General features: G+C 63.0%; 26 protein-coding genes. 19 read left to right on the forward strand and 7 right to left on the reverse strand.

What is annotated here, in order from left to right:
* The first annotated feature begins 24 nt into the window (after positions 1-24).
* Genes CO731_RS27190 through CO731_RS27205 form a run of 4 tightly spaced genes read left to right on the forward strand, consistent with a single transcriptional unit; the run spans position 25 to position 5,290 of the window.
* The gene (locus CO731_RS27190) at positions 25-1,278 is read left to right on the forward strand and encodes a sarcosine oxidase subunit beta family protein (protein ID WP_108610221.1); all 1,254 of its coding nucleotides are present in this window, start codon (positions 25-27) and stop codon (positions 1,276-1,278) included.
* 16 nt (positions 1,279-1,294) lie between these two features.
* Positions 1,295-1,603 carry a sarcosine oxidase subunit delta gene (locus tag CO731_RS27195; RefSeq protein WP_108610222.1) on the forward strand — a complete coding sequence of 103 codons (309 nt, stop codon included), beginning with the start codon at positions 1,295-1,297 and terminating at the stop codon, positions 1,601-1,603.
* 2 nt (positions 1,604-1,605) lie between these two features.
* On the forward strand, positions 1,606-4,665 hold the full coding sequence (locus CO731_RS27200) for a sarcosine oxidase subunit alpha family protein (RefSeq protein ID WP_245439992.1): 3,060 nt from the start codon (positions 1,606-1,608) through the stop codon (positions 4,663-4,665).
* Positions 4,658-5,290 (forward strand): sarcosine oxidase subunit gamma family protein, encoded by a 633-nt coding sequence (locus CO731_RS27205; protein ID WP_108610377.1) that lies wholly within the window; start codon positions 4,658-4,660, stop codon positions 5,288-5,290. Before CO731_RS27200 ends, CO731_RS27205 begins: the two co-directional genes overlap by 8 nt.
* A 154-nt stretch (positions 5,291-5,444) precedes the next feature.
* Here CO731_RS27205 and CO731_RS27210 read toward each other — a convergent pair whose 3' ends face one another.
* Complete coding sequence (locus CO731_RS27210; protein WP_108679493.1) at positions 5,445-5,825, reverse strand: hypothetical protein; 381 nt, start codon at positions 5,823-5,825, stop codon at positions 5,445-5,447.
* A 374-nt stretch (positions 5,826-6,199) separates the two neighbouring features.
* On the opposite strand from CO731_RS27210, the gene CO731_RS27215 reads away from it, so the two are divergent.
* The 3 genes from CO731_RS27215 (at position 6,200) to CO731_RS27225 (ending at position 10,972) form a co-directional block, all read left to right on the forward strand.
* On the forward strand, positions 6,200-8,893 hold the full coding sequence (locus CO731_RS27215) for a phosphoenolpyruvate carboxylase (RefSeq protein ID WP_108610224.1): 2,694 nt from the start codon (positions 6,200-6,202) through the stop codon (positions 8,891-8,893).
* 43 nt (positions 8,894-8,936) lie between these two features.
* Complete coding sequence (gene glyA / locus CO731_RS27220) at positions 8,937-10,241, forward strand: serine hydroxymethyltransferase (RefSeq protein WP_108610225.1); 1,305 nt, start codon at positions 8,937-8,939, stop codon at positions 10,239-10,241.
* Positions 10,242-10,324: 83 nt separating this feature from the next.
* Positions 10,325-10,972: a response regulator transcription factor gene (locus tag CO731_RS27225; RefSeq protein WP_199914659.1), complete on the forward strand. Its 648-nt coding sequence runs from the start codon at positions 10,325-10,327 to the stop codon at positions 10,970-10,972.
* A 33-nt stretch (positions 10,973-11,005) separates the two neighbouring features.
* On the opposite strand, the gene CO731_RS27230 is transcribed toward CO731_RS27225, so the two are convergent.
* Both CO731_RS27230 and CO731_RS27235 read right to left on the reverse strand, forming a co-directional pair.
* The gene (locus CO731_RS27230; protein WP_108610226.1) at positions 11,006-11,785 is read right to left on the reverse strand and encodes an anti-sigma factor; all 780 of its coding nucleotides are present in this window, start codon (positions 11,783-11,785) and stop codon (positions 11,006-11,008) included.
* Positions 11,782-12,321 carry an RNA polymerase sigma factor gene (locus tag CO731_RS27235; protein ID WP_108610227.1) on the reverse strand — a complete coding sequence of 180 codons (540 nt, stop codon included), beginning with the start codon at positions 12,319-12,321 and terminating at the stop codon, positions 11,782-11,784. The genes CO731_RS27230 and CO731_RS27235 overlap by 4 nt, the downstream gene beginning before the upstream one ends.
* A 157-nt stretch (positions 12,322-12,478) precedes the next feature.
* Here CO731_RS27235 and CO731_RS27240 point away from each other — a divergent pair, with 157 nt between their 5' ends.
* From CO731_RS27240 to CO731_RS27285, 10 genes are all read left to right on the forward strand, one after another.
* Positions 12,479-13,903, forward strand: a complete 1,425-nt coding sequence (locus tag CO731_RS27240; RefSeq protein ID WP_108610228.1) for a S8 family serine peptidase — start codon at positions 12,479-12,481, stop codon at positions 13,901-13,903.
* A 532-nt stretch (positions 13,904-14,435) separates the two neighbouring features.
* Positions 14,436-14,951, forward strand: a complete 516-nt coding sequence (locus CO731_RS27245) for a DUF4956 domain-containing protein (protein WP_183264015.1) — start codon at positions 14,436-14,438, stop codon at positions 14,949-14,951.
* Entirely contained in the window at positions 14,929-15,741 is an 813-nt protein-coding gene (locus tag CO731_RS27250; protein ID WP_108610230.1) for a polyphosphate polymerase domain-containing protein, read from the forward strand. Before CO731_RS27245 ends, CO731_RS27250 begins: the two co-directional genes overlap by 23 nt.
* An 11-nt stretch (positions 15,742-15,752) precedes the next feature.
* Complete coding sequence (locus CO731_RS27255) at positions 15,753-16,688, forward strand: esterase-like activity of phytase family protein (RefSeq protein ID WP_108610231.1); 936 nt, start codon at positions 15,753-15,755, stop codon at positions 16,686-16,688.
* Between the two features lie 382 nt (positions 16,689-17,070).
* Entirely contained in the window at positions 17,071-17,388 is a 318-nt protein-coding gene (locus CO731_RS27260; protein ID WP_108610232.1) for a hypothetical protein, read from the forward strand.
* 11 nt (positions 17,389-17,399) lie between these two features.
* Positions 17,400-17,780: a hypothetical protein gene (locus CO731_RS27265; RefSeq protein ID WP_108610233.1), complete on the forward strand. Its 381-nt coding sequence runs from the start codon at positions 17,400-17,402 to the stop codon at positions 17,778-17,780.
* A gap of 12 nt (positions 17,781-17,792) precedes the next feature.
* Positions 17,793-17,960: a hypothetical protein gene (locus CO731_RS27270; RefSeq protein WP_108610234.1), complete on the forward strand. Its 168-nt coding sequence runs from the start codon at positions 17,793-17,795 to the stop codon at positions 17,958-17,960.
* A gap of 10 nt (positions 17,961-17,970) precedes the next feature.
* Positions 17,971-19,368, forward strand: coding sequence for an amino acid permease (locus tag CO731_RS27275; RefSeq protein ID WP_108610235.1), 1,398 nt, complete (start codon positions 17,971-17,973; stop codon positions 19,366-19,368).
* A 61-nt stretch (positions 19,369-19,429) separates the two neighbouring features.
* Positions 19,430-20,128 (forward strand): hypothetical protein, encoded by a 699-nt coding sequence (locus CO731_RS27280; protein ID WP_108610236.1) that lies wholly within the window; start codon positions 19,430-19,432, stop codon positions 20,126-20,128.
* A 9-nt stretch (positions 20,129-20,137) separates the two neighbouring features.
* The gene (locus CO731_RS27285; protein ID WP_108610237.1) at positions 20,138-20,401 is read left to right on the forward strand and encodes a hypothetical protein; all 264 of its coding nucleotides are present in this window, start codon (positions 20,138-20,140) and stop codon (positions 20,399-20,401) included.
* Position 20,402: 1 nt separating this feature from the next.
* Here CO731_RS27285 and CO731_RS27290 read toward each other — a convergent pair whose 3' ends face one another.
* Together CO731_RS27290 and hppD are read right to left on the reverse strand one after the other, a co-directional pair.
* On the reverse strand, positions 20,403-20,969 hold the full coding sequence (locus tag CO731_RS27290; protein ID WP_159091748.1) for a hypothetical protein: 567 nt from the start codon (positions 20,967-20,969) through the stop codon (positions 20,403-20,405).
* A gap of 25 nt (positions 20,970-20,994) precedes the next feature.
* On the reverse strand, positions 20,995-22,104 hold the full coding sequence (gene hppD, locus CO731_RS27295; RefSeq protein ID WP_108610239.1) for a 4-hydroxyphenylpyruvate dioxygenase: 1,110 nt from the start codon (positions 22,102-22,104) through the stop codon (positions 20,995-20,997).
* Between the two features lie 125 nt (positions 22,105-22,229).
* On the opposite strand from hppD, the gene CO731_RS27300 reads away from it, so the two are divergent.
* Positions 22,230-22,697: an Lrp/AsnC family transcriptional regulator gene (locus CO731_RS27300; protein WP_108610379.1), complete on the forward strand. Its 468-nt coding sequence runs from the start codon at positions 22,230-22,232 to the stop codon at positions 22,695-22,697.
* A gap of 70 nt (positions 22,698-22,767) precedes the next feature.
* Here the strand turns inward: CO731_RS27300 and CO731_RS27305 are convergent, their stop codons facing one another.
* Both CO731_RS27305 and CO731_RS27310 read right to left on the reverse strand, forming a co-directional pair.
* Positions 22,768-23,778, reverse strand: a complete 1,011-nt coding sequence (locus tag CO731_RS27305; protein WP_108610291.1) for an IS30 family transposase — start codon at positions 23,776-23,778, stop codon at positions 22,768-22,770.
* Complete coding sequence (locus CO731_RS27310) at positions 23,753-24,256, reverse strand: MarR family winged helix-turn-helix transcriptional regulator (RefSeq protein ID WP_108679495.1); 504 nt, start codon at positions 24,254-24,256, stop codon at positions 23,753-23,755. The genes CO731_RS27305 and CO731_RS27310 overlap by 26 nt, the downstream gene beginning before the upstream one ends.
* Before the next feature lie 84 nt (positions 24,257-24,340).
* Between CO731_RS27310 and hmgA the strand changes: the two genes are divergently transcribed.
* A complete protein-coding gene (gene hmgA, locus CO731_RS27315) occupies positions 24,341-25,690 on the forward strand; it encodes a homogentisate 1,2-dioxygenase (RefSeq protein ID WP_108610241.1) in 1,350 nt (449 codons plus the stop codon).
* Positions 25,691-25,702 lie beyond the last annotated feature (12 nt).

The raw sequence follows: 25,702 nt of genomic DNA on the forward strand, positions 1-25,702 counted from the left end.
TCACATTTCGCCGGAACACATGCGATGAAATATTCGATCTTCTCACTCGCCAAGGCAGCTTTGTCCGGTCATCAGGGCTGGACCCGGGCTTGGCGCGATCCGGCACCCAAGAGCCACTACGATGTGATCATCATCGGTGGTGGCGGCCACGGCCTGGCCACGGCCTATTTCCTCGCCAACGAGTACGGCATCCGCAATGTCGCGGTGCTCGAAAAGGGCTGGATCGGTTCCGGCAATGCCGGCCGCAACACCACCATCATCCGTTCCAACTACGGCCTTCCCGGCAATACCGGCTTCTACGAGCTTTCGATGAAGCTGTGGGAGCGCATGGAGCAGGATCTCAATTACAACGCGATGGTCAGCCAGCGCGGCATCATCAACCTCTATCACTCCGATGCCCAGCGCGACGCCTTTGCCCGCCGCGGCAACACCATGCGCATCAACGGCATCGATGCCGAACTGCTCGACGCGGTGCAGATCCGCAAGGAACTGCCGTTCCTGAATTACGACAGCCCGCGCTTCCCGATCATGGGCGGCCTGATGCAGCGCCGCGGCGGTACGGCCCGCCATGACGCAGTGGTCTGGGGTTATGCGCGCGCCGCCGACCAGCGTGGCGTCGACATCATCCAGAACTGCGAAGTCACCGGCTTCGTCCGCGACCAGAACGGCAAGGTCACCGGTGTCGAGACATCGCGCGGCAAGATCAGCGCCGGCAAGGTCGGCATGGCAGTCGCCGGCAATACCTCGCGGGTCGCCGCCATGGCCGGCATGAAGCTGCCGATCGAAAGCCATGTGCTGCAGGCCTTCGTCACCGAGGCGATCAAGCCGCTCATCCCTGGCGTCGTCACCTTCGGAGCCGGCCACTTCTACATCAGCCAGTCCGACAAGGGCGGCCTCGTCTTCGGCGGCGATCTCGACGGCTACAATTCCTACGCCCAGCGCGGCAACATGCCGGTGGTCGAGGACGTCTGCGAAGGCGGCATGGCGGTCATGCCGATGATCGGCCGCGTCCGCATGCTGCGCCAGTGGGGCGGTATCATGGACATGTCGATGGACGGCACGCCGATCATCGACAAGACGCCCATCGACGGCCTCTATCTCAACGCCGGCTGGTGCTATGGCGGCTTCAAGGCGACGCCGGCTTCCGGTCTCGTCTTCGCCCATCTGCTGGCGCGTGACGAACCGCACCCAGAAGCTGCGCGCTTCCGGCTCGATCGGTTCCGCCGCGGCGCGATGATCGACGAAAAGGGCCAAGGCGCCCAACCCAACCTGCACTGAAAGCGAGACTGGCGGAATGCGTATTGCATGTCCTTTCTGCGGCGAACGCGAGAACGGCGAGTTCACCTATCTCGGCGACGCCTCGCCCAAGCGGCCCACCTTCGCAGTCGATAGCGGCGAAAGCCCCGAGCGCGTCGAAGACGCCTTCTACGACTATGTTTATCTGCGCGACAACGTAGCCGGCTTCATGCGCGAGTACTGGTATCACGGCGGTGGCTGCCGCTCCTGGCTGATAGCCGAGCGCAACACCGTGACGCATGAATTCAGATCGGTGACGGCAGCCCCCGGCGTGGGTGCGTCGAAGCCGGTGCAGGCAGGAGAATAAAGATGTCGGGCTATTCCGGATCCGAACCGCTCGGCAGGACGGCCGCTGCCGATGGCAGCACCAGCGCGCGCAGTCAGGCTGCATCCGCCAGCCAGTCGCACCGGCTGCGCAGCGGTGGTCTGATCGATCGCCAGGCGCCGCTGCAGTTCTCCTTCGACGGCAAGACCATGACCGGCTTTGCCGGCGACACGCTGGCCTCGGCGCTCGTCGCCAACGGCGTCAAGCTGGTGGCCCGCTCATTCAAGTACCACCGTCCGCGCGGGATCATCACCGCCGGTTCGGAAGAGCCAAGCGCGCTGGTCGAGATGCGCACCGGCGCCCGCAAGGAGCCGAACACCCGCGCCACCACGCAGGAGCTCTATGACGGGCTGATTGCCCAGAGTCAGAACCGCTGGCCGTCGCTGCGTCGCGACTTCATGTCGATCAACCAGCTCTTCTCGCCGATCTTCGTCGCTGGGTTCTACTACAAGACCTTCATGTGGCCGGCGAAGTTCTGGGAGGCGATCTACGAGCCGATCATCCGCCGTGCCGCCGGTCTCGGCAAGAGCGCAGAACTGCCCGATCCCGATCACTACGACAAGGCCTGGGCGCATTGCGACGTGCTCGTCGTCGGTGCCGGGCCCACCGGTCTTTCGGCGGCACTGGCCGCTGGCCGCGCCGGTTCGCGTGTCATCCTGGTCGAAGAAGACGTCCGTCTCGGCGGCCGCCTGCTCAGCGACGGTGGCGAGATCGACGGCATGCATGCCGAGGAGTGGGTGCGTCGTGCGACCGACGAACTCGCCGGGCTGCCCAACGTCCGCATCATGACCCGTACGGCGCTTTTCGGCGTCTATGACGGCGGCGTCCACGCCGCGCTCGAGCGCGTCAACGACCATGTTCCGGTGCCGGGTCCGCACCAGGTCCGCCAGCGGATTTGGCGCATCGTTGCCAAGCGTTCGGTTGTCACTGCCGGTGCCATCGAGCGGCCGATTGCCTTCCCGGGCAACGACCGTCCGGGCGTGATGATGGCGTCCGCCGTGCGCACCTACGTCCATCGCTTCGCCGCGATGCCGGGCAAGCGCGTCGCGCTGTTCACCAACAATGACGACGGCTGGCGCACTGTCGAGGCGATCCAGCAGGCCGGTGGCGATATCGCAGCGGTGATCGACCCGCGCGGCAAGGTGCCGGCGGAATACCAGGCACTGGCCGAACTCTCCGACCTGCGCGTGCTGGCTGGCGGCGTGTCCGACGTCAAGGGTGGCGTCGATGGCGTGCGTGGCCTGGTGGTTACTGCCGCCGACGGCAGGAAGCAGCAGATCGATGCCGACTGCCTGGCAGTGTCCGGTGGCTGGAATCCCAATGTGGGCTTGTCCTGTTTCCATCGCGGCAAGCCGGTCTGGCGTGACGACATCGCAGCCTTTGTCCCCGGCGATTGCCCGACGGGAATGGTCATGGCGGGTGCCGCCAATGGCGAATTCTCGCTTGGCGCTTGCCTGCGCGACGGCCATGCCGCCGGTGTGGCTGCGGCCGCCGATTGCGGCGCGTCGGGCAATGCCGGCGAAGCATCGGAAGCCGGCGACGAGGTCTACGCGATCTCGCCGCTCTGGCAGGTCAAGGCCAAGGGCAAGGCCTTCGTCGACTTCCAGCACGACGTCACTGCGTCCGACGTGACGCTGGCGCAGCGCGAAGGCTTCGAGAGCGTCGAACATCTCAAGCGTTACACCACGCTTGGCATGGCGACCGACCAGGGCAAGACCTCCAACATCACCGGCCTTGCCATCATGGCCGATGCCACCGGCCGCACGATCTCGCAGACCGGCACGACGATCTATCGTCCGCCCTATGCACCGGTGGCGATCGGCGCACTCGCCGGCCATCACCGCGACGAGAACTTCCACGCCTGGCGCCTGACGCCGTCGCATCACTGGGCGGCTGCGCGCGGTGCTGTGTTCGTCGACACCGGGCTTTGGAAGCGCGCGCAATGGTATCCGCAGCCGGGCGAGAAGGACTGGATCGAATCGGTTTCCCGCGAAGTGCTCGCCGTGCGCAACGGCGTCGGCTTCTGCGACGTCTCCACGCTCGGCAAGGTCGACGTGCGCGGTGCCGACGCCGGCACCTTCCTCGATCGCGTCTACATCAATGCCTTCTCGTCGCTTGCCGTCGGCAAGGCGCGTTACGGCCTGATGCTGCGCGAGGACGGCATCGTCATGGACGACGGCACGACCTCGCGTCTTGCTGAAGACCATTACTTCCTGACCACGACCACGGCCAAGGCCGGTCCGGTCATGGCGCATCTCGAATTCTGCCGCCAGGTGCTCTGGCCGGAGCTCGACGTGCAGCTGTCGTCGGCGTCCGACCAGTGGGCACAGTTCTCGATCGCCGGGCCGAACACCCGCAAGCTTCTGCAGGCGCTGGTCGATCCGTCGGAAGACATGAGCAACGAAGGCTTCCCGTTCATGGGGGCCCGCGAGGTCAAGCTGCGCGGTGGCGTCACAGCTCGCCTGTTCCGCATCTCGTTCTCGGGTGAAATCGCCTTCGAAATCTCGGTGCCGGCGCGCTACGGCGCGGCGATGGCCGAGAACCTGATGATCGCCGGCAAGCCCTATGGCGTGACGCCTTACGGCACCGAGGCGCTTGGCGTCATGCGTATCGAGAAGGGCCACGTTGCCGGTCCCGAGCTCAACGGCATGACGACGGCCGACGACCTTGGCCTCGGCAAGATGATGTCGAAGAAGAAGGACTTCATCGGCCGCATCATGGCTGGACGCGAGGCGCTGACTGCAACCGACCGCCAGGTCGTCGTCGGCATCAAGCCGCTCGACCGTGCACGCCGGCTGCGCTCAGGCGCGCATGTCATCCCCAAGGGCGGCATCCCGGGGCCGGCGACTGACCAGGGTTATGTCACCTCGGTCTGCTTCTCGCCGATGATGGAACAGTGGATCGGCCTCGGCCTGGTCGAACGCGGCCGCGAACGTATCGGCGAAATCGTCCGCATCCACGATCCGCTGCGGAGCGAGGACTACGAAGCCGAGATCTGCAATCCTGTCTTCTATGATCCAGAAGGAGCGCGCCAGCGTGGTTGATTATCTCTGGAACACCCAGTCGCCGCTCCAGAAGGCGCTCGTCGCCGGTCGCCATGGCGTGGCCGGTGCACAGGCAGGCGTGACGCTTGTCGAGGTTCGCGATCTCGTGCTGGTCCAGGTCATGGCCCGGCGCGGCAAGGCAGCCGACACGGCCAAGGCGGCAAAGAAGCTGTTCGGCGTCGATGCGCCAAACACGCCGAAGGCCGTCGCCGGCAAGTCCGCGACGCTCGTCTGGTCGGGACCCGACCAGTTCACGGTGTTGGCGCCGCGGACGGACGAGAGCTCGCAGATCGATGCCATGAGCCAGGCCTTCTCAGGCGCGGCCTCGCTGTCCGATCAGTCGGACGGCCGTTGCCTGATCCGGGTTTCAGGCCCGCGCGGCCGCGATGCCATCGCCAAGTTCTCGTCGCTCGACCTGCATGATGCCGCCTTTCCGGTTGGCACTGCCGCGAATACGTCGGTCGACCACACGGCGGTCAATTTCTGGCGCGAGGCGAACGGTGCCGACGGCCATCCGGTCTACAGCATGCTGGTTTTCACCAGCTTCGCCGACAGCCTGTGGCATGCCATCGTGGATTCTTCGCTGGAATATGGCGTCGACACGTCGAGGACTAGCGCGGCCTGAACGCGCGTCAGCAGCGCCAGACAAACGAAAGCCCCGGAGCGATCCGGGGCTTTTTCGTTGGCGATCACAGCTGAGACTAATATCAAAAGGTCAAAAATACGACTGCCGCCACGGCATGCGTGGCGGCCAGGCAAAATACAAGCTCGGTCGTCGCTCAGGCGTCGACGCAGGCCTTGTGCAGTTGGGCGAGCGATGCCGTCGGGCGCAGCAACGACAGGGTCAGGAGCTCGACGCAGAGCGGCATCACCAGCTTGGCACCGTCGGCATAGAGCGAACCGCCCGACGCGCGGAACGAACCCTTGTCGATGATGGTCTCGAGAACATCGCGCGTCCTGAGCGGCAACAGGTCGGTGCAGGTGCTCATCCGGGCGAAGATATGGCTGATCGGGACGTTGAAGCCGTCGACCGGTACGAGAGGTTCCTCGTTTCCTTCCTTCCATTCCTCGAGCGCTTCGAGCGCGTCATGGAAGGCGTTCTGAACGGTGATGGGCGCGTGGCCCTCATAGAGTTCCGGCAGCACTTTCTGCATGGGCATGTTCCTCTTCAAGCTCTGTTGGATCGTGCTGCGGCAACGCGGAATCGGGTATTGGACCTCACTGTAATGTGCCTCCCATACTTGCCTTATATGCAACATATTTGCACATGAGTTAAATCTCGTCCACTGCAAATCGCACTGGACCAATCCTCTGGAAACTCCAGAATTTCTGCCCCGGGCGGTAGTCGGATTTGAGTTTGGCGATCATCGTTCGGCCAGTATCGGCACCACCCGAACGAATAGGAAATCTACCCGTCCGGGCGTTTTCAAAGAGACGGAAAACCGATCTGCTCGGCATCAGGAAAACTGCATTTCCCGGATGGCCGGCTCTACGAACCGGTGTCCCGGAGCAACACGAGATGAATGGGTGTCGCTTGGAGGAGAGCAAACCACTCAGCTTTCGTGAGGACGTCCGCAGCCTGCTGTTCAGGGTGCTTTTGGCCGTCGTCAGCGAACGCGAGCCCGATATGGCGGAGGTTCTTACCGGCCGCGTGAGCCTCGATGCGCTCGAAAGCGGGCAACGCATTGCCGCGCTGCAGGCCACAGGTATGTGGTTCCAGCTCGTTGCCATTGCCAACGAGCTTCTGGCCATGCGCTCTCGCCGAGAGCTGGAGCAGATGGGCGGTGCCGACGAAGTCATCGGCTCCTTCGCCAATGTCGTGGGCGAGATCGCCGCCGCCGGCTACCCGGCTGAGGACATCCAGGCTACCCTCGACGCGCTCAGCGTCGGGCCGACCATGACGGCGCATCCGACGGAGGCCAAGCGGGTCACCGTCCTCGAAATCCACCGCCGCATCTACCGCAAGCTGACCGAACTCGAGCAGCAGCGCTGGGCGCCGCGTGAGCGCGAACAGCTGATCGACGACCTCAAGAGCGAGATCGAACTGCTTTGGATGTCGGGCGAACTGCGGCTCGAGCGGCCTTCGGTCGAGCGCGAGATCGCCTGGGGCCTGCACTTCTTTCGCGAAGTGATCTTCGAGGCGACGCCCAAGCTCTATGACAGCGTCGAGGAAGCGCTGGCCCGCCACTACCCCGAATACGATCTCAAGGTGCCGTCCTTCATGCGGTACGCCTCGTGGATCGGCGGCGATCGCGACGGCAATCCGAACGTCACGGCCAAGACCACGGCCTACGCGCTCAACGAGTGCCGTCAGGCGATCGTTGGCTGGTATATCAGCCAGGTGCGCAAGCTGGTCACCGTGCTCAGCATCAGCGCCAATGTCGTCGACATCCCGGAAGCCTTTACCAAGGCACTGGGCCATGCCCTGCATCGCAGCGGCAATGCCTCGGAGATCGTGGCACGCAATCCCGACGAACCCTTGCGCCAGTTCGCAGCCGCGATGCTCGATCGCCTTGAGGCGATGCGCGGGGAGGCGTCGGCCAAGCCCTACACCCGTTCCGATGCCTTCAAGACTGACTTGCGCGAACTGGAAAACGTGCTCGGCCAGCTTGGCGGCAAGCTGATCGCCCGGCGCTTCGTGCGGCCGGTGCGCCAGCAGGTCGAAACCTTCGGCTTCCGCACGGTTTCGCTGGACATCAGGCAGAACTCCACCGTCGTCAATCGTGTACTGAGCGAGTTGTTCAAGCACGCCGATCCGGAGACGGCGCCTGCTCCCGACACACCGCAATGGACGGCACGTATCCGGGCGGCACTGAATTGCGGCGAACAGCTTGAAGTCGACCGGCTGGCGCTGTCGGAAGAAGCACAAGAGCTTCTCGACCTGTATGACGTCATCCGCAAGGCTTCGGCCGGGCTGAACGGCGGTGCGGTCGGGGCCTTCATCCTGTCGATGACGCGGTCGAGCGACGATCTCCTGGCGGTCTATCTGCTGGCGCAGTATTCCGGCATGGCGACGGCATCAGACGGGAGCGGAACTATTGCGCTCAGGGTCGTGCCGCTGTTCGAAACGATTGCCGACCTGCGCGCCGCGCCGGAAATCCTCGACCAGTTGTTCGGTGTTTCCATTGTTCGCCGCTCGGTGCGCGATTTCGGCAACAGCCAGGAAGTGATGCTTGGCTATTCCGATAGCAATAAGGACGGCGGTTTCCTCGCCTCCAACTGGGAGCTGAACAAGGCCCAGCGGCGGATCACGGCGCTCGCCATCAAGCGCAAGGTCAAGATCAGCTTCTTCCACGGCCGTGGCGGCTCGGTCAGCCGGGGCGGGGCACCGACAGGCAGGGCGATCGCCGCCCAGCCGGCCGGCACCATCGGCGGCGCGATGCGCGTCACCGAGCAGGGCGAGGTCGTGTCGTCGAAGTTCGCCAACCGCGGCACCGGCCTCTATCAGCTCGAGATCCTGGCGGCGAGCGTCTTTGCCCACACCGTCAAGTCGCCGAACGAGCCCGAGCTCAAGGACATTCCCGAGTTCAGCGAGGCGCTGGAAGCGCTGACCGGCATGTCGCAGGCGTCTTATTCGGGCCTGATCAACGAGCCGGGCTTTATTGACTACTTCCACCAGGCTAGCCCGGTTGAAGAACTGTCGCTGCTCAAGATCGGCTCGCGCCCGGCGCGCCGTTTCGGCGCGAGGGACATTTCCGACCTGCGCGCCATCCCATGGGTTTTCGCCTGGAGCCAGAACCGGCACCTGCTGACCAACTGGTATGGCATCGGCAGCGCGCTCAATTCCTTCGTCAACGTGCGCGGCGACGCTGGCTTGGAACTGCTCAGGCAGATGTTCGAACGCTCACGCTTCTTCCGCCTCGTCGTCGACGAGGTGGACAAGGGCCTCTACCAGTCCGACATGGATATCGGCTACCTCTATGCCGGGCTGGTGCAGGACCGCGAGGTCGGCGAGCGCATCTACCGCAAGATCTCGGCCGAATACGCGCTGACGCGGCGGATGATCTCCGAGGTCAATGGCGGGCTCAAGCTTTCCGAACGCTTTCCCGCCTTCAAGCGCCATTTCGACCGCATCCGCCCGCAGATGGACTCGATCCACCGGCTGCAGGTGCAGCTGCTGCGCGAGGTGCGCGCCCAGGACGGCGCCACCGCCAAGCCGAAGCGCGCCGTCAACGCACTTCTACTTTCGATCAATTGCATTTCCGCCGGCCTAGGCTGGACCGGATGACCACATTTTCTGGCGCCGTAGGGCGCCGCAAGGGAGGAGCCTCATGAATATTCCAACCAGACCCGGCATCGGCAGCGCCCGCCACTTCTTCCGCACCGGCGTCGCTCAGGCGGACCCCGCCGTCAGCAATGCGATGGATCGCGAGCTGCAGCGCCAGCGCGACGAGATCGAGCTGATCGCTTCGGAAAACATCGTCTCCAAGGCGGTGCTCGAGGCACAGGGCTCGGTGCTGACCAATAAATACGCCGAGGGTTATCCCGGCCGTCGCTATTATGGCGGCTGCGCCTATGTCGACGAGATCGAGGATCTAGCGCGCGAGCGCGCCAAGACAATGTTCAACTGCAGCTTTGCCAACGTGCAGCCGAACTCAGGCAGCCAGGCCAACCAGGCAGTGTTCATGGCGCTGATGCAGCCGGGCGACACCTATCTCGGCCTGAACCTTGCCGCGGGCGGCCATCTCACCCACGGCGCGCCGGTCAACCAATCGGGCAAGTGGTTCAACCCAGTCTCCTACGGCGTGAAGCCCGATACGCACCGCATCGACATGGACGAGGTGCGCGATCTCGCCAAGAAGCACCAGCCCAAGGTCATCCTTGCCGGCGGCTCGGCCTATCCGCGCATCATCGACTTCAAGGCGTTCCGCGAGATCGCCGACGAGGTCGGGGCCAAGCTGTTCGTCGACATGGCCCACTTCGCGGGCCTGGTCGCCGGCGGCGTCCACCCCAACCCGCTCGAACATGCCCATGTCGTGACCACCACCACGCACAAGACCCTGCGCGGTCCGCGCGGCGGCATGGTGCTGTCCAACGACGAAGAGATCGGCAAGAAGATCAATTCGGCTGTCTTCCCAGGCCTGCAGGGCGGTCCGCTGATGCACGTCATCGCCGCCAAGGCGGTTGCCTTCGGCGAGGCGCTGACGCCCGACTTCAAGGTCTATGCCGCGAACGTCGTCTCCAACGCCAAAGTGTTGGCCGAGACCCTGCAGGAGGGTGGCGTCGACATCGTCTCGGGCGGTACCGACACGCATCTCATGCTTGTCGACCTGCGGCGCAAGAACCTCACCGGCAAGGCGGTGGAAGCGTCCCTCGGCCGGGCCCACATCACCTGCAACAAGAACGGCATCCCGTTCGATCCGCAGGGTCCGATGGTCACTTCGGGCGTCCGGCTGGGCACGCCAGCCTGCACGACCCGCGGCTTCCTTGCCGAGGAGTTCCGCCAGGTCGGCCGCATGACCATGGCTGTCATCGATGGCCTTGCGGCCAATGGCGAGGCCGGCAACGCCAAGATCGAAGCCGCCGTTCGCGAAGAAACCCACGATCTGGTCGGTCGATTCCGAATCTACGACTGATTCCTGTCGCTGGAGAGCGGGCATGCCTTGGCAAATTCGATTGGAATGCGCCAAGGCATGATGCCGATGTCGATGGCGGGCCAATGGCGCAACAAAAAAAGCTGAGTGTCCTGGTTGCCGAGCGCAACCCGCTGGTGATCGCCGCGTTGCGCGACATGATCAGCCGCGACGAGCGCTTCGATTTTGCCGAAGGCGTCCAGAGCGGTGAGGCCTTCATCAAGGCGGTGGCGGGATCGCAGCCCTCATTCGACGTCGCCATCGTCGCCTGGAAGCTGTCCGACATGGATGCCAGCGAGGTGCTGATCGAGCTTCAGCGCCGGCAATTGACGGCGCGCCTGGTCATCTTCTCCAACGACCATGACATCGGCATCCTCAAGCAATGCGTACGGCTGGGCGCGCAGGGCTTCTGCTACCAGTTCGACGATCCCTGCATCCTGTTTGACACGCTTCTGGCAGTCGCCAACGGCCGTATCTGCATCCCTTACATCGATGTCGCCAAGATCAACGAGACGCCGCTGTCTCGCCTGACCACCCGCGAGCTCGAACTGCTCGGCGTCTTGTCCGACGGCTGGACCAATCTACAGATCGCGACGCGGACCGGAATCTCGGAAAACACGGTCAAGTACCACCTGAAAAATCTCTACGACAAGCTGGGCGTGCGCAACCGTGCGATGGCGGTCGCGCTCTACGCCAGCGAGCGCAAGCGCGGCCCGCAGCCGATCCCGCGATAGAGGATACCAGCCATACGTCAGTGGCTGTCGTGGTCATTGCGGCAGAGCCAGGGCCTTCTTCTCTTCCGCCTCCGACAGCGGGGCTCCCGCATTAGTCGTCGTCAGGTAGGAATCGACTGCCTCCGTGGCACCGGCCGGAACATAATCTTCTTCCGCCGCCTGGGCCGCCACTGCCAGCCGGACGTCCCACCCCTGTTCCGGGCGGCAGGCGATCGATACGACGGCAGATCTTGACGCGCGGTGAAGCTCGAACTCGCGGCACAATGTGCCGCTCGCGTCACGGAAGCTGGAAACGAGTTTCAGCGTGCCATCGCCGGCCACAACATCGGTGCCTGAGGGCGCCGAGTCGAGTGCCTGGATAATTGCGGCGTCGCCGATCGTCGTCATGGCCAGGTTGCCGGAGGCCGGCGCGCCTGCCTGGCCGGCGAGGTAGCCGCCAGCGCCGAAGACCACAGCCGCCAGCGATGCCGCCAGCGGCATTGCCCAGGTCGAACGAACCGGGTGCGTGTCGCGCGGCGGAAAGGCGACGACGTTGTTCGCCGCCACCTGCGGGGCTGAAGGATCAGTGGCTAGTTCCCGCGCCTCGTCGATCATCTTTTGGACCGACCGTGTCAGCGCTTCTGGGACCGGCTCCTCAATCAGCGGCTTGAGCGCGGATGCTGCTAGTGCGCGGCTTTCGATGAAAGCGGCGACCCGGGCAACGAGATCGTCGTCCGTCTCCATGGCGGCCTCGACGGTTGCCGTCGTCTCGGCGTCGAGTTCGCCGTCGGCAAATGCCATCAAGGTTTCGTCGTCGAATTCGCGCCTGCTCATTTGTTTCCACCTTTTTCGGGTGAACGGTCGGTCCCGGAGTTTATTCCAGCCGCGTCGGCAAGATTCTTGCGGGCGCGGGAGAGCCTGCTCATGACGGTGCCGATCGGGATGGACAATATCTCCGCCGCCTCCTTGTACGAAAGGTCCTCGACGCAGACGAGTAGCAGCACCTCCCGCTGATCGTCCGGCAACTGGTCGATTGCCAGGGCGACGCTTTTCAGGGTCAGCCGGGCTTCGGCGTCGCGCTCGCCACTTGAACCGGTAATGTCGGGGGTGTCGTCGATGTTTTGTTGCGGTCCCGCCGTCTTGGCGCGACGAACGTGGTCGATCCACAGGTTGCGCAGGATGCGGAACATCCAGGCGTCGAATCTGGTGCCGGGCTCGAATCGGTCCTGGCTGGCCAGCGCGCGCTCGCACGCCGCCTGCACGAGGTCGTCGGCGAGATCGCGCGATCGGCACAGCGAAATGGCGAACCGGCGCAAATTGGGAAGGAAAGCAATCAGGCGGTCGCTGACCTGAACCTCGTCACCCCTCATGCGGTCGTACCTATCGCTTCCCACGGAATAAAACGGACACTGGCCCGTTGGTCCCAAAATGCACAATTGCATTCGAAATGATATGGTATGCCGACACACTTATGTGGATCGCTGACATTTGCCGCGAGTGTGTCGTGATGCCGGGAAAGGACGAACCATGTTTCTGAACGCGTCATCAGCTTCGCTTGCCGTTGCCTTTGCGCTGGCGTTGGCCGGCGGAAGTCTTGGCGTGCCTTTCGTGCCGCCGAATTACGGCGACCTGTTCGGTATCGGAGTTGCACTGGCCGACGACGACGGTGGCAGTGACAGTAGCGATGATAGCGATAGCAGCGACGATAGTGACAGCAGCGACGATAGCGATACCAGTGATCCCGATGATGGCGACGACGATGATATCGATGGCGATGGCGTAGCGGACGACCGCAGGGGCGGGGATCGGTCGAATCGTGCCAGCAGGCGGGCAGTCCTGGCTTCTCGCGTGGTTCAGGTCGATCGCCAGGCACCTCGGCAGATCGTAGCACTTGGCCTCGATGATGCCGCGATAGCCGAGCTTACCGCGACCGGCTATTCAGTTCGAGATCGCAGGACGGTTTCGATTGCCGGCGCCGATATGGTGAGATTGGCAATTCCGCGCGGGGTGACGCTTGAAGCGGCGCGCGCGCGCGTGGCCGGTGCTGCGCCCGCTGCGGCGGTGGACCTCAACCACTTTTATCGGCCAGATGGCGCCCATGCCGAACCGTGCGGTGCAGACAATTGCCTAGCGCGCAACGTCGTCGGCTGGCCCGAGGGTGCCGCGATGCCTGGCCGATGCGCCGTGCCGACGCGGATCGGCCTCATCGATACGGCCATCAATTCCGGCCATCTGGCTTTCGTCGGCGCTAAGGTCGAGACGATCCGCCTGGAGGCTGGCAATCTGCCTGACTCAGGACGCCAGCATGGCACCGCCGTGGCTGCACTGCTTGTCGGCTCGGCTGAAAGCCGCACGCCCGGCCTGGTGCCCGGAGGCGAACTCATTGCGGTGGATGCCTTTCATCGTGGCGCGGGCAATGATGATCGCTCGGCGGTCTATGAACTTGTCCGCGCGATCGACCTGCTGGCGGCTCGTGGCGTGAAGGTGATCAACATGAGCCTGACCGGCCCTCCCAACCTGCTGCTCAAGCAGGCGATCGAGAGGGCTGCCGCACGTGGCATCGTGCTGGTGGCGGCGGCTGGCAATGATGGACCGCGCGCAGCACCGCTCTATCCCGGAGGTTACGACGGTGTGATTGCGGTGACGGCGATCGACCGGAGCAAGAACCCCTACCGCCGCGCCGGCGCCGGCGACCATGTCGACATCGCTGCGCCGGGCGTTCAGGTGTGGACCGCCGCTTCGATCAAGGGCGCCCAATCGAAGACGGGCACCTCTTTTGCGGCACCGTTTGTAACTGCGGCGGCTGCAATGATGCTGGCTGCAAATCCTGAATTGAAGGCAGCCGATGTCGAAGGGCTGCTGCAGCAGTCGGCCGAGGATCTGGGCAAGCCGGGCAAGGATCCGGTCTTTGGCTGGGGGCTGCTGAACGCTCGCGCCATCTGCGGGACTTGAAGCGGACCGACCACTTTTCTCCATCTGAGCAGCCGAAAAAAGGAAGCCGCCGCGGACCCGCAGCGGCTTTTTCTTTTGCCGTGGATATTGTTCCTTGGCGGCTCAAGTGAGCAATGCCCAAGCGTTACATTAGAGAAAATCAGAATAATCCAGAGCTGTCCGTTCTGAAGCCGGCGTCATTCATGAAATTGTCATCGGACATTCATGGGCGCGGAAAGTCAAAGTGTAAGATATTGTTTTGTATAGTCATTTTTAGATTTCTCGATCGCATGAAAAAAATCTCCTGCGGCGGAATAGAGTCTGTTTACGTCCGTTCTTCCTGACGTCGCCGCCATCGCGGCGGAAAAGTCAGGAGATCGAACATGCCATTCCTCTATTCCCCAGCGCCTCTGGGCTGCTTGTCATCGGGCCCACGTGCCTCGACCTGCCCAAGCCTACAAGTCTGTGTCCAGGGGAGGTCGAAATGACACCGCAGGTACTGCAGAACCTCTTCGTCATGGAATTCGTGCGCTTTGCCGTGGATGTTGCCGGCATGTCGATCCTGCTGTTCGGCATGTACTACCGGCGCTATCGCGACAAGGAACTCGTCACCGCCGCTGCGCTCTTCAACATCTTCGTTTTCGCGGTCCTGACCGTGCTCTCGGTGGTCGATTTCGGCGTGGCAGCCGGTTTCGGACTGTTTGCGATCCTGGCGCTTTTCACGCTTCGGTCGGAACCGCTCAGCAAGACGGAGATGACCTATTTCTTCGGCAGCGTCGCCATTGCCGTGATTTCATCCGTGCAGGGAACCACGATCCCGTTCGCGGCCGCGACCGTGCTGTTTGTACTGATCGGCGCCTATGTCATCGACCACCCGAAGATGCTGCAATCCGTCAGCGGCACCAAGGTTTCGCTCGACAAGATCCATCTGGCGCTGCTGTCGGATCCGGTGGCGATGCGCGCGGAACTGTCCGCGCGGCTCGGCGTCGACGTGCTGTCCTACCAGGTCCTCCAGCTCGACTACATCACCGAAATGGCGAAGCTCAATGTCCATTATCGCAAGCACTGACACCTGGCTGGAGCGCGGTTTCCTGCCCATCAGCCTTTCCCAGCTGAACGGCAAAGCCGCCATGCTCGAGCGTCTGGACAACAAGTACGTCGTCGACGCCACGGTGCTGAAGCACGCCGCCGGTGACCTGGCCCAGGCTTTCGACATGCTGGAAATCGACGGGCTGCGGGCCTTCACATACGAGACCTGCTATTTCGACGATGCCGACCGTCGCAGCTATTTCGACCATCATCAGGGCAGGCGCCAGCGTGCCAAGGTCAGGGTGCGCCGCTACGCCGAGGCCGGCCTGTGCTTCCTTGAAGTCAAGCTGAAGGACAAGCGCGGCATCACCGTCAAGAAACGTCTCGACCGGGACCTGTCGAAATTCGGCGTTCTGGACGATGCGGCCATCGCCTACATCGACGATGTGTATCGAGCCCAGTACGGCCAGCCGTTTCCGCACGAGCTGTCCCGCGTCATCGACATGCGCTACCGGCGCATGACGCTGGTCGCCAAGCAAGGCGGCGAGCGCATGACGATCGATTGCGGCCTGCAGTTCTTCACCCCGGACGCGCAGCACACGGTCGACGATGGCCTGTTCATCGTCGAGACGAAATCGGCCAACGGCAATGGCGTCGCCGACGCCATACTGAGGGCGCTGCATCAGCATCCGACGAAACGATGCTCGAAATATTGCGTCGGCACCGCGCTGCTCAATCCAGGCACCAAGCACAACAAATTCCTGCCGGCCTTGCGCAAGCTTGGCGGCTTCCCGAGCCGCGGGGCACAGCCCCTGGCTACCCAACAATAGGAGAGAATGAGATGACCAACAAAATCATACCCGCGCTGCTTCTATGCACCTCGGTCCTTGCACCCGTATCCTTTGCAGCGGCACAGTCGCCCACTTTCGCGCTGACCTTGCTCGACAGCAAAGCCAGCCCGGCCAGCGGTCCGAACGGCCACAATGTCAACGAGCTGTCCGGCCTCGCCTGGGATGCGGACGACAAGCTGCTCTATGCGGTTTCGGACGACGGCGTGCTGCATCACTTCCGCGTCGAAATCAAAGACAACAAGATCGCCAGCATGGAGCCGGTGTTTTCGGTGCAACTCGTGACCGGAACGACGCCCGCACTCGTCAACGCCGAAGGGCTCGCCGTGGTCAATGGCGACAATGGCGTGCCATCCGACGGCGAACTCCTCGTCGTGTTCGAGGATGGCCCCGCGATCCATCGGTTCAAGCCGGACGGCACGCCGATCGAAGCCGTGGCGCTGCCGGGCACCTTGTCGGATGTTGCACAATACAACGAACCGAACAGCCGGCTGGAAGCAGTGGCCGCCACGAGCGACCGCGGCATCGTGACGGCTCCGGAGGAGGCGATGCAAGGCCAGCCCGGCGACACACACACGATCTACGGCCTGGATGGCGGACGCTGGACGTTCCCGACCTTCCAGCCGAAGCGAAGCAATCTGAAAGCCATCGAGACGATGCCCGGTGGCCAGTTACTGGTGCTCGAACGCACGCGCGAAACCAAGGGAGGTCCCAGCATCGGCCGGTTGCGCGTCGTCGACCCGCAGGCCTGCGCTGCCGAGACATGCACGGCCACAGAACTGGATGCGGGGGCCAGCAGGCTGCTGAACGACAATTTCGAAGGCATGGCCCGTCTCACCGACGAGCTCTATCTGGCCGTGACCGACAAGACCAAGAAGGAAACGCCGTCTACTGAGTTTGTCCTGTTCTCGGTCAGCAAGCCGGACTGACGCCGCGGCGGCGAAGTCACCTGGTCAATGGACCAACTCGGCAGGCATTCTTTGCCTGCCGAAAATCATGAGTAACGCCGTTCCGGTGCCGCTCGGTTCGCGACTCCCGATGTCGCTAACAAGTCAAAATGACGCTTTGGCAGCTAAAAACGCCGTGTGCGAGCCCTCCACCCCGGGCTTCGGGCCTGTCCCGCAAAATTTCCGACATCCTGCCAGATCGGTAAAAGTCAATCTATTCAACGTTGTTCTGCCTTGGCCCAACGTTGTGGTGCGGCATGTGCGCGCGGCTTCGCTTGACAGCAATTTAAGTTTGTCTGACATTCCTCTGGGGAAATTAATTTCCCGCACAATGAAGCCGAAAACGGCCAGGAGGAGGAGGAGAATGGAAGCGACATTAGCCCATCGAAGCGGAGATGCGACGCTTGAGCAGCGCATCGACAAGATGCACAGGCGCGATCGAGCGGGCCTCGTGATTTTTGTTGTGGTGCTGTGGTGCACCATGTTGTTCGCGCTGTTCAGCGTCTGGTCCTACATCTCGCTGCCCGCCATCCGCGTGATCCTTTCGATCGCTTGCGCGCTGGTGCTGACGTTCAACACGGCGGCCATCGTCGCCATGCTGCGCCACTACGTCGAAGACAAACACTTCATCTATGGCCTTGACCTCAAGCATCTCGACGAGATGCGGCGTCGCCGGGGCTGAGGAAACGCACAATGGCTTACAAACCTCCAAAGCAGGGCCTCGCGGGCCAGATTTTTGACGTCGTGACTTTGCTCGTGCTCACCATCGGCGCGCTCTACATTCCGCTCTACTTGGGCCTCGCCGGTGCCGCCAAGGTGCCGAACCCGATCGCCAACCCGACCTGGGAAGCGCTTGGCCAGAACGCCACCGAGCAGCAGCAATGGGCAGCACTCGGCATCACCGATCCGGCAGCCGCCAACGACATCATCACCGCTCGTTTCGACTACAGCTTCAGCTGGGTCGCGCTGATCGTCATGGCCGTGCTGGTCATCGGCTACTTCGTCATGGTCGTGCGGCTGTCCGACAAGGAATATCGCGAAGTCATCGAAGAACGCTTCGGCAAGAAGCGATAGGGAGAGGCCACAATGGATACCTGGAACATCCTGGAATACGTGGCCTGGGCACTCTCAGCCATGTTCGGCGTGCTGATGCTCATCGACCTCATCCGCATCGACACCACCTACGACAACGAACTGCTGATCTCTTCTCGCGAAGGCGAGATCGAGGCAACGGCAGAACGCCACGAGATCTGAGGGGACGACGATGGCAAATGTAACTTCAACGGCGGCGGAGCCTGAACGGCTTCAGCTGCTGCGCGTGCTCGGTCCGGCCCATATCTGGGCGCTCGGCGTCGGCATCGTGCTCGTCGGCGAATATATGGGCTGGAACTTCTCGGTCGGCAAAGGCGGCATGATCGCCGGCCTCGTCGCCTGCTGGGTTGCCGGCCTGCTCTATACCTGCGTCGCCATGATCGACTCCGAAGTGACCTCGACGGTCGCTGCGGCCGGCGGCCAGTATGCCCAGGCCAAGCACATCGTCGGCCCACTGATGGCCTTCAACGTCGGTCTGTTCCTGGTCATGGCCTACACCATGCTCGAGGCTGCCAATGCGATCACTGTCGGCTTCCTGCTTGACACGGTTGCGGGCATGCAAGGGCATTCCGGGCTCAACCAGCAACCCTTCATCATCCTCGCCATCATGTTCCTGGCGTGGCTTAACTATCGCGGCGTGCTGGCGACCCTGACCTTCAACCTGGTCATCACCGCAATCGCCTTCCTGGCGATTATCACGCTGTTCATCTCCGTGCAGTTCGGCGCGTCCAACGTGCCGCTCGACTTCTCGGCGGTCACCACCGATCCGCTGCCTTATGGCTGGGTCGGCATCGTCGCGGCGCTGCATTTCGGCCTCTGGTACTATCTCGGGATCGAGGGTACCTGCCAGGCGGCCGAGGAAGTGCGCTCGCCGGCACGTTCGCTGCCCTACGGCACCATGGCCGGCATCATGACGCTGCTGATCGCGGCGACCATGACCTGGTATGTTTGCTCGGGCCTGGTGCCGTGGGAATATCTCGGCCAGGCCGGCACTCCGCTGTTCGATGCCGCTCGCGTCACCGGCAGCACCGGGCTGATGATCCTGCTGTTCGTCGGCACCACCTTCGCCACGCTGGCGTCGGCCAATGGCTGCATCAACGACGCCTCGCGCGCCTGGTTCTCGATGGGCCGCGACCGCTACCTGCCGAGCTGGTTCGGTGCCGTGCATCCGGTCTACCGGACGCCTTACCGCGCCATCGTCTTCCTGGTTCCGATCGCGCTCATCTTCGCGCTCGGCGCACCGCTCGACCAGGTCGTGACCTTCTCGATCCTGTCGGGTCTGCTCGGATACACCTTCATGACCTTCAACATGGTGATGTTCCGCAACAAGTGGCCGCTCGACACGATCAAGCGCGGCTATGTGCATCCGTTCCATCCGCTGCCGACGATCGTCCTGCTGATCCTGTGCTCGACCGCCTATTTCGCCGTCTTCCTCGGCTATGGCACGCAGCTCAGCGCGATGATGTGCTTCTACATCGTGGCATCGCTCTGGTTCCATTTCCGGCGCTACCAGTTCGTGCGCCGCGGCGACCAGTTCACCATGCCCTGGCCGAAGCCGGTCGGTTACTGACCATCCAAGGAATGGCGGCGCGGACCTCGCGCCGCCATTTTCGCAACAAGGCGGCCCCCCAATGCTCACCACCATTGCCCTATCAGTCTTCGCCGCGGTTTCTTGCGGCTGGATGGGCGTGTGCGCTGTTCGCGACCATCGCGCGGCACTGGCCGAGCGCAAGAGCCTGCTCGACGACGCGGCGAGGCTGTTTGCCAGTTCCCGCATCACTTTCGGGCCCGACCATTTTCCTGTTGTGGTGGGCCGGCTCGACGACGGCAGGCAGGCCAAGATCGAACTCATTGCCGACACGATGGTCACGCGCCGGCTTCCCCAGCTCTGGCTCAGGGTCACACTCAGCGAACATCGTACCATCCAGCGCCCGATCATCGGAGCGCTGGCTCGTCCGACCGGCGCCGAATATTATTCGCTCGTCCACGACATGACGGACTGGATCACGCCTCCCGAGACGGAGGCTTCGCTGCTGATGCGCGGCGACGGCCGCGCGACGGCCTGGCAGGCCGAGCGGGTCTCGGCACTCTTCCAAAATCTGTTTGCCGATCCAACGGTCAAGGAAGCCGTCATCACCCCGGGTGGCACCCGTATCATAAGGCAAGCCGCGCAAGGCGACCCTGGCGCACATAAGGTGCTGCGGCAGGCGCGCTTTCCGCTAACATCGATCCCGGCCGAACTGGTGCGGGTCGCCCTTGCCGAAGCCGAGGCGCTGAGCGCCGTACTTGCCGAAGACGAACACGCAGTTTCGGCCTGTGAAGCAGCCTGAGGAAAATCGATGGCCAAGCCGATCAATCCCTATCTCGTGCTCGCCCTGGCGATCGTCCTGCCGGGGGCCGGCCACGTCGCGGTGCGCGATCCCAAGCGAGGGCTCGCCTTCGCATTCTTCGTCGTCCTGTTCGCGGTGATTTCCTACGCCACCACAACTCCCGAGACGTCGTTCATCGGCCGTCATGCCGGCGGCCTGTTCGTCTGGGCGCTGTCGATCCCCGATGCCTATCGCCGCGCCCGCCTGCTCAGCGTCATGGCGCCAAAGGCCTGATTTATCGGCCCGTTATCCGGCAATCGCGGCGCTCAGCCAGTGCATCGAGGCTGCCGGCGTTGGGGCAGAAATCCCGATAGGATCTTTCGAACTCTCCCGTGGAAAGCCGGTCGCTGCAGAGGCGTCGTACTGAGCACATCATGCAGGTCCGGCGCATGTCGCGGTTCCATACCGGGTAGCGGTTCTCGAAGGCCTCTGCATCGATATCCCTGGATTTGACAGCCTCGGGCAGGAGGACCTTCGAAGCGAAGGCAACACGCATGGACTGCCTGAAATCCGACTGCGATAGCCCGCACTCCGCGAGCATGCGCTCGCCGTCATTGCCCAACTGGCTGATCTCCTGCAGCGCGGCACTGCGCTGGCGCCAATCCTTGTAAAGGAGCACGGCTGAGCGCCAAAGTTCGTACGCTTGCGGTATCCCACTCATTTTCTGCAACCTCCCGATACGTGAGGAGACCCTCACCCTGCGCAACTGTGGCAGGCCGGGCGGCGGCATTCCTTGTGCTGGATCAAACTGGCGATCAAAAACGAAAAAGGGGCGGATTGCCCGGCGAGCAATCCGCCCCAACAGAGGCCCTGCGTGAAATTGCCTGTCAGGCGGCGGTCTGCGAGATCACGCCGCGACGGATCTGGTCTTCCTCGATGGATTCAAACAGCGCGCGGAAGTTGCCTTCGCCGAAGCCCTCGTCGCCCTTGCGCTGGATGAACTCGAAGAAGATCGGCCCGATCACGGTCTTGGAGAAGATCTGCAGCAGGATCTTGGTCGTGCCGCCGTCGACCACGCCTTCGCCGTCGATCAGGATGCCGTGCTTCTTCATGCTTTCGATCGGCTCGTCATGACCGTGCACGCGGTTGCGCGACTTCTCGTAATAGGTGTCGGGCGGGCCGGGCATGAACTTCAGGCCCTTGTCGGCGATCCTGTCGGTGGCGGCATAGATGTCGTCGCTGCCCACTGCGATGTGCTGGATGCCTTCGCCCTTGTACTTCCTCAGATATTCCTCGATCTGGCTGGTGTCGTCCTTGGACTCGTTCAGCGGGATGCGGATCTTGCCGCAGGGCGAGGTGATGGCGCGGCTGACGAGGCCGGTGATGCGGCCGTCGATGTTGAAGAAGTGGATTTGCTTGAAGCCGAACAGCTCGCGGTAGAAGTCCCACCACTTGTCCATGTTGCCGCGATAGACATTGTGGGTCAGGTGGTCGAGGAAGTAGAAGCCAACGCCCTCCGGCTTCGGATCGGCCTCGCCGAGCCAGTCGAATTCCGCCGCATAGGCCGAGCCCTTGGCACCATATTTGTCGACGAAATAGAGCAGCGAGCCGCCGATGCCGACGATGGCCGGTACGTCGAGCGCCTTGTCGTTGTCGGTGTAGGGCACGGCACCCTTCGACACCGCGTGGTTGAAGGCGTGCTTGGCATCGACCACGCGCCAAGCCATCGAGGCAGCACACGGGCCGTGCTCGTCGACGAAGCGCATGGCGTGGCTGCCGGGCTCGGCGTTGACGATGTAGTTGATGTCGCCCTGGCGCCAGACGGTGATCTTTTTCGCCTTGTGACGGGCGACCGGCTGATAGCCCATGCGGGTGAAAAGCTCTTCCAGCTTCTCGGGCTCGGGATGGGCGAATTCGACGAATTCGAAGCCGTCGGTGCCGGCAGGGTTGTCGGCGCTGATCTTGGCAGGCGGCGCGTCGTGCGGAAACGGACCCATGGAAACTCCTCCTCGGAAACTGACTGACGCATATTGTGCTCCCATTTCGATGCAATGTGCTTGCATTCTGACGCCGTATGGGCCGATCTATGCGCGAAACGCGCATGAAGCGGGAGAATCATGCAATGGCTGACGGTCTCGACCAGTTCGACCTCAAGATCCTGCGCGAACTGCAGCGCGATGGCCGGCTGACCAATAACGAGCTTTCGGAAAAGATCGCGCTGTCGGCGTCGCAGTGCTCACGCCGCCGTGCTCGGCTGGAGGCCGACGGCTTCATCCGCGGCTACCAGGCCATGCTGGACCGCGAGAAGCTGGGGCTGGATTTGCTGGTGGTGGTGGCTGTGACGCTGGCGACCCATAATCGAGACAACGCGCGGCGCTTCGCGCAACTGGTCAACGATCTGCCGGAAGTGCTGGAGGCCTATTCGCTGACCGGCGAGATGGACTACCACTTGCAGGTAGTGGTTCGCGGGCTTTCCGACCTGTCGCGCTTCGTCAACGAGGTGCTGTTGCCGCATGACGCGGTCCAGCACGTCAAGACGTCGATCGTGCTCACGACATTGAAGAGCTTCGGCGGGCTGCCGATCGGGTAAATCAGTTAGGTCTTCGCCAACAACGCCCTGTGAGTTCTCGTCGAAGCGCGACTTTGCAGCGACCCGGAAGTTAGCCTGATCGCTTCGGTGCCGTCATCATCTTTTGCCGGAACACTTCAGACGGTGTCTTGAAGCCGAGGCATTTGCGCGGCGTGGTATTGAGCTGGTCGCAAATGCCTTTCAGGTCGCTGTCGTTGACCGACAGCGGATCGAGGTCGCGCGGCAGCCATTTGCGGGCACGGCGATTGGTGTTTTCGACCGATCCTTTCTGCCACGGCGACTGTGGATCACAAAACCAGGTTTGCACGCCGAGCCCGGCCTGCAGATACGGCCAGTCGGTGAACTCGGTGCCACGATCGAAGGTGATCGAACGGCGTGCTGTATGGGGAAGGGCGCTCAAGGTAGCGATCAGCCCGTCCATGATCGGCTTCGATTGCCGGTCGTTGTTGCGCAGGAACACCGTGAAGCGGCTGACCCGTTCGACCAATGAGGTGACGTTGGCCTTGCCGAACTTCTTGCGGAACTGGAGCAGGTCGCATTCCCAGTGGCCAAGCTGCTTTCGCTCTCGGACGATGTCAGGACGGTGCAGAATGCTGAGTTCCGGGCTGAAACGTCGGCCATGACGCCGCCGGGCATGGCGAGGCCGGCGACGCGCCCGACGCTCGGGCAGATAGTGCCATAGCTTCATCTCCTGACCGTCGCTGGAATAGGCAAAGCGGTAGATTGTCTCGTGACAGACCCGCGTCGGGCTTCTCTCGAGTTGCAGTCGGCCAGCAATCTGCTCTGGTGACCAGCCATGCTTGATCCGCTCGACGATCGCCGATCGCAGGCGCGGAAACCGCATCAGCTTGCGATATCGGCTGCGGCGCTCTTTGGCCTTGCTGTCGGCGGCGACACAGAAGTAGCCGGTCAGATCCGGCATCTCCGCGTCCTCGAAGACATTCCTGCGCAGCTCACGGAAAATCGTCGAACGATGCCGGCCAAGTTTCTCGGCGATCACATCGACACTGACCCCGGCCTGGCGCCAGCGGGCGATCTTGCGCCGCTCATCGAGATCAATCTGCGAGTAGGTCCGTTTCATCTGCGGTTCCTTGCGTGCGATAAGCCATTGGTATCGCTGCAAAGTCGCAGTTCAAGGTAGAACCCACCCCCAGTCCTGCTTCGATGCGCTCGATGGCGCCGGCGCCGAGTACCTGTTCGAGGCTCGCCTGATAGGTGCGCGCGAGGTCGGCGATCTCGCGATAGGCCTTGAGGCCGGCGGCAGTCAGTTCCAGGTGCTCCACCCGGCGGTCGGCATCGTCTTCCGTCCGTTTCAGCCAGCGCCGCTGTTCCAGTTCGCGCACGGCACGGCTGACCTTCGTCTTGTGCATGTTGGAATGCGCCCCGACCTCTGTCGCCGTCATCCGCCCGGCGCTGCCGAGTGCGGCGAGCGTACGCCATTCCGGACGGGTCATCTGGTAGCGCTGCTTGTATTCGCGTGCGAAGCTCAGGCTGATCAACTCGGCGGCGCGGTTCAGCCGATAGGGCAGGAAGCTCTCGAGATCGAAGGACGGAGGCATCGAACAGCCTTTGATAGTTACAAAATCAACGGTTACAATTGCAACCAATTCGACGATCTCATGTGCTGACGGGAGGTGCAAGCCATGCTGGACAAAACCGACAAGCAGGCGGGGGCCGCCACGGACTTGAAATACATGCCCGGCTTCGGCAACGACTTCGAGACCGAGGCGCTGCCGGGCGCTTTGCCGCAGGGCCAGAACAGCCCGCAGAAATGCAATTACGGGCTTTACGCCGAGCAGCTGTCAGGCTCGCCGTTTACCGCGCCGCGCGGCACCAACGAGCGCTCCTGGCTCTACCGCATCCGCCCGAGCGTGCGCCACACCAAGCGGTTCTCGGCCGCCAGCTACCCGCACTGGAAGACCGCACCTTGCCTCGACGATCATTCGCTGGCGCTCGGCCAGCTTCGCTGGGGACCGCTGCCTGAGCCCAAGGACAAGCTCAACTTCATCCAGGGCATACGCACCATGACGACGGCGGGCGATGCGATGACCCAGGTCGGCATGGCGGCGCATGTCTATGCCTTCAACGACGACATGGTCGACGACTATTTCTTCAATGCCGACGGCGAATTGCTGATCGTGCCGGAGGTCGGAGCGATCCGCATCTTTACCGAAATGGGCATCATCGACGTCGAGCCGTCGGAGATCTGCCTGATCCCGCGCGGCATGATGTTCAAGGTCTCGCGCCTCGGCGACGGTGAGCCGCGGCGCGGCTACATTTGCGAGAATTACGGTGCCAAGTTCACGATGCCCGACCGCGGCCCGATCGGCGCCAACTGCCTCGCCAACCCGCGCGACTTCAAGACGCCGACGGCTGCCTATGAGGACAAGGAAACGCCTTGCCGCGTGCTGGTCAAATGGTGCGGCAAGTTCCATGTCACGGAGATTGGCCACTCGCCGCTCGACGTCGTCGCCTGGCACGGAAACTACGCGCCGTTCAAGTATGACCTGCGGACCTTCTCGCCGGTCGGCGCGATCCTCTTCGACCATCCCGACCCGTCGATCTTCACCGTGCTGACCGCGCCGACCGAAGAGGCGGGCACGGCCAATGTCGACTTCGTCATCTTCCCGCCGCGCTGGCTGGTCGCCGAGCACAGCTTCCGCCCGCCCTGGTATCACCGCAACATCATGAGCGAGTTCATGGGGCTGATCTATGGCCAGTACGACGCCAAGGAGGAGGGCTTCGTGCCCGGCGGCATGAGCCTGCACAACATGATGCTGCCGCATGGGCCCGACGCCATGGGTTTCGAGAAGGCGTCGAACGGCGAACTCAAGCCGGTCAAGCTCGACCACACCATGGCCTTCATGTTCGAGACGCGCTTTCCCCAGCAGCTGACGAAATTCGCCGCCGAGCTGGAAACATTGCAGGACAACTACATCGATTGCTGGGATGGTCTCGAGCGCAAGTTCGACGGCACGCCAGGCATCAAGTGAAGACGGGAACAC

This window comes from Aminobacter sp. MSH1 (genome assembly GCF_003071665.1).
In the GTDB taxonomy this organism is placed as follows: Bacteria; Pseudomonadota; Alphaproteobacteria; order Rhizobiales; family Rhizobiaceae; genus Aminobacter; species Aminobacter niigataensis.

Bases quoted from the DNA above. Each gene is read 5' to 3' on its own strand.
- CO731_RS27255 (WP_108610231.1), top strand. From the start codon at position 15,753: ATGACCAACAAAATCATACCCGCGCTGCTTCTATGCACCTCGGTCCTT.
- CO731_RS27240 (WP_108610228.1), top strand. From the start codon at position 12,479: ATGTTTCTGAACGCGTCATCAGCTTCGCTTGCCGTTGCCTTTGCGCTG.
- CO731_RS27300 (WP_108610379.1), top strand. From the start codon at position 22,230: ATGGCTGACGGTCTCGACCAGTTCGACCTCAAGATCCTGCGCGAACTG.
- CO731_RS27310 (WP_108679495.1), bottom strand. From the start codon at position 24,256: ATGCCTCCGTCCTTCGATCTCGAGAGCTTCCTGCCCTATCGGCTGAAC.
- CO731_RS27190 (WP_108610221.1), top strand. From the start codon at position 25: ATGAAATATTCGATCTTCTCACTCGCCAAGGCAGCTTTGTCCGGTCAT.
- glyA (WP_108610225.1), top strand. From the start codon at position 8,937: ATGAATATTCCAACCAGACCCGGCATCGGCAGCGCCCGCCACTTCTTC.
- CO731_RS27280 (WP_108610236.1), top strand. From the start codon at position 19,430: ATGCTCACCACCATTGCCCTATCAGTCTTCGCCGCGGTTTCTTGCGGC.
- CO731_RS27225 (WP_199914659.1), top strand. From the start codon at position 10,325: ATGGCGCAACAAAAAAAGCTGAGTGTCCTGGTTGCCGAGCGCAACCCG.
- CO731_RS27210 (WP_108679493.1), bottom strand. From the start codon at position 5,825: ATGCCCATGCAGAAAGTGCTGCCGGAACTCTATGAGGGCCACGCGCCC.
- CO731_RS27200 (WP_245439992.1), top strand. From the start codon at position 1,606: ATGTCGGGCTATTCCGGATCCGAACCGCTCGGCAGGACGGCCGCTGCC.
- CO731_RS27270 (WP_108610234.1), top strand. From the start codon at position 17,793: ATGGATACCTGGAACATCCTGGAATACGTGGCCTGGGCACTCTCAGCC.
- CO731_RS27265 (WP_108610233.1), top strand. From the start codon at position 17,400: ATGGCTTACAAACCTCCAAAGCAGGGCCTCGCGGGCCAGATTTTTGAC.
- CO731_RS27275 (WP_108610235.1), top strand. From the start codon at position 17,971: ATGGCAAATGTAACTTCAACGGCGGCGGAGCCTGAACGGCTTCAGCTG.
- CO731_RS27305 (WP_108610291.1), bottom strand. From the start codon at position 23,778: ATGAAACGGACCTACTCGCAGATTGATCTCGATGAGCGGCGCAAGATC.
- CO731_RS27245 (WP_183264015.1), top strand. From the start codon at position 14,436: ATGTCGATCCTGCTGTTCGGCATGTACTACCGGCGCTATCGCGACAAG.
- CO731_RS27250 (WP_108610230.1), top strand. From the start codon at position 14,929: ATGTCCATTATCGCAAGCACTGACACCTGGCTGGAGCGCGGTTTCCTG.
- hppD (WP_108610239.1), bottom strand. From the start codon at position 22,104: ATGGGTCCGTTTCCGCACGACGCGCCGCCTGCCAAGATCAGCGCCGAC.
- hmgA (WP_108610241.1), top strand. From the start codon at position 24,341: ATGCTGGACAAAACCGACAAGCAGGCGGGGGCCGCCACGGACTTGAAA.
- CO731_RS27230 (WP_108610226.1), bottom strand. From the start codon at position 11,785: ATGAGCAGGCGCGAATTCGACGACGAAACCTTGATGGCATTTGCCGAC.
- CO731_RS27260 (WP_108610232.1), top strand. From the start codon at position 17,071: ATGGAAGCGACATTAGCCCATCGAAGCGGAGATGCGACGCTTGAGCAG.
- CO731_RS27285 (WP_108610237.1), top strand. From the start codon at position 20,138: ATGGCCAAGCCGATCAATCCCTATCTCGTGCTCGCCCTGGCGATCGTC.
- CO731_RS27195 (WP_108610222.1), top strand. From the start codon at position 1,295: ATGCGTATTGCATGTCCTTTCTGCGGCGAACGCGAGAACGGCGAGTTC.
- CO731_RS27235 (WP_108610227.1), bottom strand. From the start codon at position 12,321: ATGAGGGGTGACGAGGTTCAGGTCAGCGACCGCCTGATTGCTTTCCTT.